The following is a 6,260-nucleotide window of genomic DNA, read 5'->3' on the forward strand; positions in this document are numbered from 1 at the left end:
GGAAACGGGTTCAGTTCCCCTCGAAGAACGCCACGACCCGCACCGCGACCTTCTCCGCCTGCCCGAGGAAGAAGTGGTCGGCCGAGAGCCCCTCGACAGCGATATCGAGGTCGCGGGCGCGCTCGACGACGGGCTCCCAGTCGGCGGTCGTATCGCGTTCGGCGTAGAGAATTTCCACTGGATCGTCGATCCCGTCGAGCGCAGCTACTGCGTCGCTTTCACCCTCGCCACGGTCGGGCGCGAGCGCACACACGCTCCAGAGGCCCTCGATATCGCCCGCGGCGCACAGCGCCATCGTCGCGCCGAAGCTGAACCCGAAGAGTCCTACCTGGTCCGCGCGCTCGCGCGCCCACTCGACGGCGTTTTTGGCGTCTTCTTGCTCGCCGCGGCCCTCGTCCCAACCCCCGTAGTCGAATCGGAGGCAGGCGATCCCCGCCTCGCAGAGCGCGTCACTCACGGCGGTGAGCCGCTGGTCCGAGCGGGTGCCCCCGTCCTGTGGGTGGGGCGGGCACGCCACGACGAGCCGCTCGAAGCGGTCGTTTTTGTTCGCGCCCTCGGGGATGTCGAGCGTTCCGCGGACGTCGCGCCCGCCGGGAATAACCACGGTCATCGGCCTCGTCTGCGAACGGGCGGTGTTTTAAGATGGCGGGACGCTAGGGGCGGGTATGGGCATCCTTTCACGCGCGTCGTACGTGGTTCGGTCGCGGCTCAACGCGATCCTCAACAACGCAGAGGACCCGAGCGAGGCACTGGATTACTCCTACGAACAGCTCCGCGACCAGCTACAGGACGTGAAAGGCGGGATCGCGGACCTCACCACCCAGAAGAAACGCCTCGAGATCCAGAAACGGCGACTGGAGGAGAACGTCGACAAGCACAACGAACAGGCCCGCGAGGCGGTGCGTCAGGACCGCGACGACCTCGCGCGGCAGGCCCTCGAAAAGAAGAAACAGAAGATGACTCAGATCGAGGATCTGGAGAGCCAGATCGCCGACCTCCAGAACACCCAGGACCAGCTGGTCGAGAAGAAGAACACCCTCCAGGGTCGGATCGAGGAGTTCCGGACCCAGAAGGAGACCATGAAGGCGCGCTACGAGGCCGCCGAGGCGAGCACGCGTGTCTCGGAGGCGATGACGGGTGCGGGCGACGAGATGGAGGACGTCGGGCGCTCGATCGAACGCGCCAACGAGCGCACCGAGGACATGGAGGCGCGCGCCGCCGCGATGGACGAACTCGAGGAGTCGGGGGCCTTCGAGGACGCGCTCTCGGACAAGGACAGCATCGACCGCGAGCTCGAATCGCTCAGCACCGACAGCGAGGTCGAGGCCGAACTCGAAACCCTCCGGGGCGAGATGGGTGAGGGTGGGTCGTCGAGTACGTCCACGGAAACCGAAACGGCCGAGGCCGAGACGACCGACACGGACGACGACGGTTCGAGTGCGGGCGGCGACGAACCCGCCGACCCCGAGGTCGAAGCCGAACTCGAAGAGCTCCAGAACGAGGACTCGAACTAGGCCGCGAACGACGGGCGCTCGACTGGGTGGGGGACGCCCGTGCTTAGCGCTTCTTCGCGACGACGGCGACCGCGTTCATATGCTGTTCGTACTGGTTGAACACCGATCGCATCTTTCTGACCCGTCTCCGCCCCGAGGGCTTCGCGAGCAGATTGAACCCGAACTGCATCGTTCGGCGGAGCCCCTCGTCGTCGATCATCCGCCGCGGGTCGAGCAGCGCCATCGGGGCACGGCCCTGCCAGACGACCTCGAACCCCGCCGTTTCGAGGTGGTCAACCCACTCCGACTCGGTTAGCGGCCGCGCGTTGACCTTCAGGACGTGCGAGAGGTCCTCCCGAATTCGGGATTTCGTCTCGTCGTCGATGTCGTCGGGTATCAGTCCGAGTTCGTGGATGCCGTACGTGCCACCCGGTCGGAGGAGACGTTCGGCCTCGTTGACGATGCTCGCTTTCCCCCTCTCGGGCTGCATCGTCAGCAGTGCCTCGCCGTAGACCACGTCCGCGCACGCCGAGTCGAGCGTCGTGGCACCCGCGTTTCCGACGACGATCTCGCAGTCGGGACGGTCGAGTTCGGTCGCCAGTGCGTTCGCCGCCTCCCGGTCGAGTTCGACGCCCGTGTACGACCCTGGTTCGTGGTCGAGCGCGAGCCGCGCGGTGAACCCCGTTCCTGGGGCGAACTCGACCACGTCGTCGCCGGGAGTGATGTCGAGTGCGTCGACGAGTTCAAGCGTCAGCTCCCGACCGCCCGGCCGGAGCACGCGTTTGCCCATCTCGGCGAGGACCCAGTGGGCGGGTTGGTTTTCGAGCGATTTCCGGGCCATCAGGCTCCCCCCGATACCGACGTCAGGATCACTAGCGCGGTGCTCGCCTCGACCGCCACGGGCGAGAACTCTCGTTCCCCGTCGAATCGCGCGACACGCCCGGCGGGCAGCTCGTACGTCTCCGACCCGACGTGTAGCTCGAACTCGCCGTCGAGAACCACGAAGAGCACCGTTCGCGCGGCGTGGCGATGCGGCTCGATGCGCTCGCCAGCGTCGAGATGGAGGTGATTCACCTGTGGCTCCCCGTCCTCGAAGAGCGGGACGAACGATTCAGCGCCGAGTCCAGTGAAGTCGGCGATCTCCGCCATTCGTTGGGTCCCCGTCATCGGTCACTCCGTGTGTCACGTGCCGACCGCGCTTCGGTTTCGACATCGGTTCGGTCACGCTGCTCGGACGCTCCACGAACGCTCCGTGGTCCCCGTCGACCGCGGTATTGACGGTCGACCGCCGCCACGTCGGGGGCCGGTCGGTTGCTGTGTCTCATCTGCCTTCGGCAGTTCGTCCTCCGCACTCATAATTTTAGGCATACCTAAAACACGACTCGCTGTCGATGCACACGAGACGCACGAACGATCCGCCTCGATGCAGACCAATCGTGGTTCGCTGTCGCGGGAGCCGGTGACAGTACTCGAGAAACAGTCGACCAGGGCCGTGACGTGGTCTCGTCCGATGATCCGTCTCCCCGAACAAATGCTGCTCCGCGTCCGTACACGACTACGACGCTCGTTTTCCTGACCGTTCACTCGACGTTCTCGCCCTGATAGCTCCCGTCGTAGACGTCGTCGTGGTCGGCCTCGCAGAGGACGAGCTGTGCGACCCGCGCGCCGCGTTCGATCTCGATGTCGTGGTGGACCTGGAGCAGTCCCTCGCCGCGGCCCTCGTAGCCCGCGTCCCAGACTGCGGTGTTCAGCATACACGAGTTGCGCAGCAGCGACGAGCGCGGATAGACGAACCCCACGTGGCCTTCGGGGATCCGGACGATCTCGGTGTAGCGGGCGACGTAGCCTCCCGGCGGGAGGTAGTAGGGATCGGTGGTGTCGCTCTCGCCGAAGCCCTCGACGACGTGTTCGCGGCGACGGTGGCGCACGCCGACCTCCTTGCTCTCGATACCGATCCGGCCGGGTTCGCGCTGTTCGAAGACGGCTTCGAGCGTGAGGTCCACCCCGTTGGGCTGGACCTGTTCGTCGGTGACGGGCGTGACGTGCTCGGCGACGAACGCACCGCTTTTGTACATACCACACCGTTCCTATCGGCATACAAAGCCGTACCGGAGTCCCCGGGAATCGAGCGGAGCGGCAAGACTTGCGATGTATGGCGGTCTTTCGTGCGAAACGCACGGGATTTATACCGATGGGTGGCGGATGAGTACGTGCTATGGGAAAAACGCTAACGGAGAAGATCCTCTCCGACCACCTCGTCGAAGGTGAACTCGAAACCGGCGAGGAGATCGGGATCGAGATCGACCAGGTCCTGACCCAGGACACCACTGGGACGCTCGTCTGGCTCCAGTTCGAGGCGCTCGGCCTCGACGAGGTCCAGACCGAGCTCGCTGCGCAGTACTGCGACCACCAGACCTATCAGTTCGACTTCAAGAACTCCGACGACCACCGCTTCCTCCGGTCGGCGGCGGGCACGTTCGGCGCGCACTTCTCGCGCCCGGGCAACGGTATCTGCCACCAGGTCCACAAGGAGCGCTTCGCCGCACCGGGCAAGACGATGCTCGGCTCTGACTCCCACACCCCGACCCCCGGCGGGATGGGCGAACTCGCCATCGGTTCGGGCGGTCTCGACGTCGCCGTCGCGATGGGCGGCGGGCCGTACTACATCGAGATGCCGGAAGTCGTCAGCGTCCGTCTCGAAGGCGAACTCCCCGAGTGGGCCACCGCCAAGGACGTCATCCTCCACCTCCTCGGCGAGCTCTCGGTGAAGGGCGGCGTCGGCAAGGTGCTCGAATACACCGGTCCCGGCATCGAGTCGCTCTCCGTGCCCGAGCGGACCACCATCACCAACATGGGGACCGAGCTCGGCGCGACCACTTCGATCTTCCCGACCGACGACAACACCAAGGAGTTCCTCTCGCGGCTCGAACGCGAAGACGAGTACGTCGACCTGAGCGCTGACGACGACGCCGAGTACGCCGACGAGATCGTGGTGAACCTCGACGAGCTCGAACCCCTGATCGCCACGCCGTCGATGCCCGACAACGTCGTCCCCGTCAGCGAGGTCGCCGGGACGGACGTCGACCAGGTCATGATCGGCTCGTGCACCAACGGTGCCTACGAGGACATCCTCCCGGCCGCGAAGATGCTCGAAGGCCAGCAGGTCGACAAGCGCACGGACATGATCATCGCGCCCGGCTCGAAGCAGTCCTCCGAGCTCCTCGCCCGCGAGGGCTGGACGGCCGAGCTGATGGCGGCCGGCGTCAACTTCTCCGAGGCCACCTGTGGGGCCTGCATCGGTATCGGCCACGTGCCGGCTTCGGACTCCGTTTCGCTCCGGACCTTCAACCGCAACTTCGAGGGCCGCTCGGGTATCGAGGACGACTCGGTCTACCTCTGCTCGCCCGAGGTCGCCACCGCCGCGGCGATCACCGGCGAGATCACCGACCCGCGCGACCTCGACGACATCGAGGACCCCGGCTTCGAGATGGCCGACGTCTACGACGGCTCGACCGCCGACCTCATCTCGCCGGACAACGCGGTCGACGACGGGCTCGTGAAGGGCCCGAACATCGGCGACGTGCCGCTGAAGGACCCGCTCGAATCCGACCTCGGCGGGCCGGCACTGCTGAAGATGCAGGACAACATCACGACCGACCACATCATCCCCGCGACCCAGGACATCCTGATGTACCGGTCGAACATCCCGAAGCTCTCGGAGTTCACCCTCTCGCGGGTCGACGAGGAGTTCGCCCAGCGCGCGCTCGACTCCGACGGTGGTTTCCTCGTGGCCGGCGAGAACTACGGTCAGGGGAGCTCGCGTGAGCACGCGGCGCTCTGCCCGATGTACCTCGGCGTCGAAGGGGTGCTCGCCCAGAGCTTCGCGCGGATCCACAAGGCGAACCTCTTCAACTTCGGCCTCCTGCCGCTGGAGATCGACGAGGACACGTATGAGAAAATCGACCAGGGCGACGACATCGAGATCGTCGACGACGTCGACGAGGCCGTTCGCTCCGGTGAGACCGAGTTCACGATCCGCGTGAACGACGACTGGGAAGCCACGGGCACCCTCAAGGCCTCCGACCGCGAGCGCGAGATCCTCGCCGACGGCGGCAAGCTGCCCCACACCAAGGCCCAGCAGGAAGGGAGCTCGGGCGCGGCCCCCGCCGACGACTGATCGCCTAACCGAACTTCGAATTTTTTAGCGAACCGCGGTACCGACGGTACTCGAATCGAGTCAGTCCAACGGACCGTTTCTCGTGACCCCCACGTCGACGACTCGTCATTCGGTCCGTCTCGACGCTCTTCCGACCGGAGCGCTCGTGACTCAGGCGGTGGTTTCCGTTCGCTCCTCGGTTCTGTCGGTGTAGTAGGCCACGTAGTAGGTTCGCAGGAACGCACCGATCAGGAGCGACAGTACCCCCGAGGCGATGAAGAACACGAGGCCGCCGGAGGGTGACGTCCCGAGAAACCCGTTCGTGGCGGCGGTCGCCGGGGCGTCCGAGACGGCGACGTGGGTAACGACGTAGTAGACGATCGGGATGACGGAAACGAGGTTGACGAGCAGGGCGATGACGTTGTAGCCGAGCGTATTCAAGAAGTTCGCTCGAACCAGCCCCGCGCTCCGTCGGAACGAGTCCGTGACGCCGGCGTCGTCGACGACGATCGCCGCCCGGTAGAACTGGAGGAAGAACGGCACCAGCAGGAGTCCGACGATGAGGAGCGCCGAGATGCCGGTAAAGACCAGTCCCGCACCGAGTCCCATCC

The 6,260-nt window shown here is 65.8% G+C and carries 6 protein-coding genes and 1 pseudogene; 2 read left to right on the top strand and 5 right to left on the bottom strand.

Annotated elements, in window-relative coordinates; genetic code table 11:
• Positions 1-10: 10 nt before the first annotated feature.
• Positions 11-610, bottom strand: coding sequence for an alpha/beta hydrolase (locus D3261_RS16035; RefSeq protein WP_120074108.1), 600 nt, complete (start codon positions 608-610; stop codon positions 11-13).
• A 55-nt stretch (positions 611-665) separates the two neighbouring features.
• On the opposite strand from D3261_RS16035, the gene D3261_RS16040 reads away from it, so the two are divergent.
• Complete coding sequence (locus tag D3261_RS16040) at positions 666-1,514, top strand: PspA/IM30 family protein (RefSeq protein ID WP_120074110.1); 849 nt, start codon at positions 666-668, stop codon at positions 1,512-1,514.
• A 43-nt stretch (positions 1,515-1,557) separates the two neighbouring features.
• Here the strand turns inward: D3261_RS16040 and D3261_RS16045 are convergent, their stop codons facing one another.
• The 3 genes from D3261_RS16045 to D3261_RS16055 all read right to left on the bottom strand — a co-directional run bounded on the left by D3261_RS16045 (position 1,558) and on the right by D3261_RS16055 (position 3,568).
• Positions 1,558-2,334, bottom strand: coding sequence for a class I SAM-dependent methyltransferase (locus D3261_RS16045; protein WP_120074111.1), 777 nt, complete (start codon positions 2,332-2,334; stop codon positions 1,558-1,560).
• Entirely contained in the window at positions 2,334-2,642 is a 309-nt protein-coding gene (locus tag D3261_RS16050; RefSeq protein WP_120074118.1) for a cupin domain-containing protein, read from the bottom strand. The genes D3261_RS16045 and D3261_RS16050 overlap by 1 nt, the downstream gene beginning before the upstream one ends.
• Positions 2,643-3,073: 431 nt before the next feature.
• Positions 3,074-3,568, bottom strand: coding sequence for a deoxyuridine 5'-triphosphate nucleotidohydrolase (locus tag D3261_RS16055; protein ID WP_120074113.1), 495 nt, complete (start codon positions 3,566-3,568; stop codon positions 3,074-3,076).
• 140 nt (positions 3,569-3,708) lie between these two features.
• Between D3261_RS16055 and D3261_RS16060 the strand changes: the two genes are divergently transcribed.
• The gene (locus tag D3261_RS16060; protein ID WP_120074115.1) at positions 3,709-5,670 is read left to right on the top strand and encodes an aconitate hydratase; all 1,962 of its coding nucleotides are present in this window, start codon (positions 3,709-3,711) and stop codon (positions 5,668-5,670) included.
• Positions 5,671-5,820: 150 nt separating this feature from the next.
• Here D3261_RS16060 and D3261_RS16065 read toward each other — a convergent pair.
• Positions 5,821-6,260, bottom strand: a pseudogene (locus D3261_RS16065) (hypothetical protein); the annotation flags it as partial.

Origin of the sequence: Halococcus sp. IIIV-5B (assembly GCF_003602035.1) — an archaeon.
Classification (GTDB): domain Archaea; phylum Halobacteriota; class Halobacteria; order Halobacteriales; family Halococcaceae; genus Halococcus; species Halococcus salsus.

Excerpts from the sequence above, each read along its gene's own strand:
- D3261_RS16035 (WP_120074108.1), bottom strand. The coding sequence starts at position 610 with ATGACCGTGGTTATTCCCGGCGGGCGCGACGTCCGCGGAACGCTCGAC.
- D3261_RS16040 (WP_120074110.1), top strand. The coding sequence starts at position 666 with ATGGGCATCCTTTCACGCGCGTCGTACGTGGTTCGGTCGCGGCTCAAC.
- D3261_RS16045 (WP_120074111.1), bottom strand. The coding sequence starts at position 2,334 with ATGGCCCGGAAATCGCTCGAAAACCAACCCGCCCACTGGGTCCTCGCC.
- D3261_RS16050 (WP_120074118.1), bottom strand. The coding sequence starts at position 2,642 with ATGGCGGAGATCGCCGACTTCACTGGACTCGGCGCTGAATCGTTCGTC.
- D3261_RS16055 (WP_120074113.1), bottom strand. The coding sequence starts at position 3,568 with ATGTACAAAAGCGGTGCGTTCGTCGCCGAGCACGTCACGCCCGTCACC.
- D3261_RS16060 (WP_120074115.1), top strand. The coding sequence starts at position 3,709 with ATGGGAAAAACGCTAACGGAGAAGATCCTCTCCGACCACCTCGTCGAA.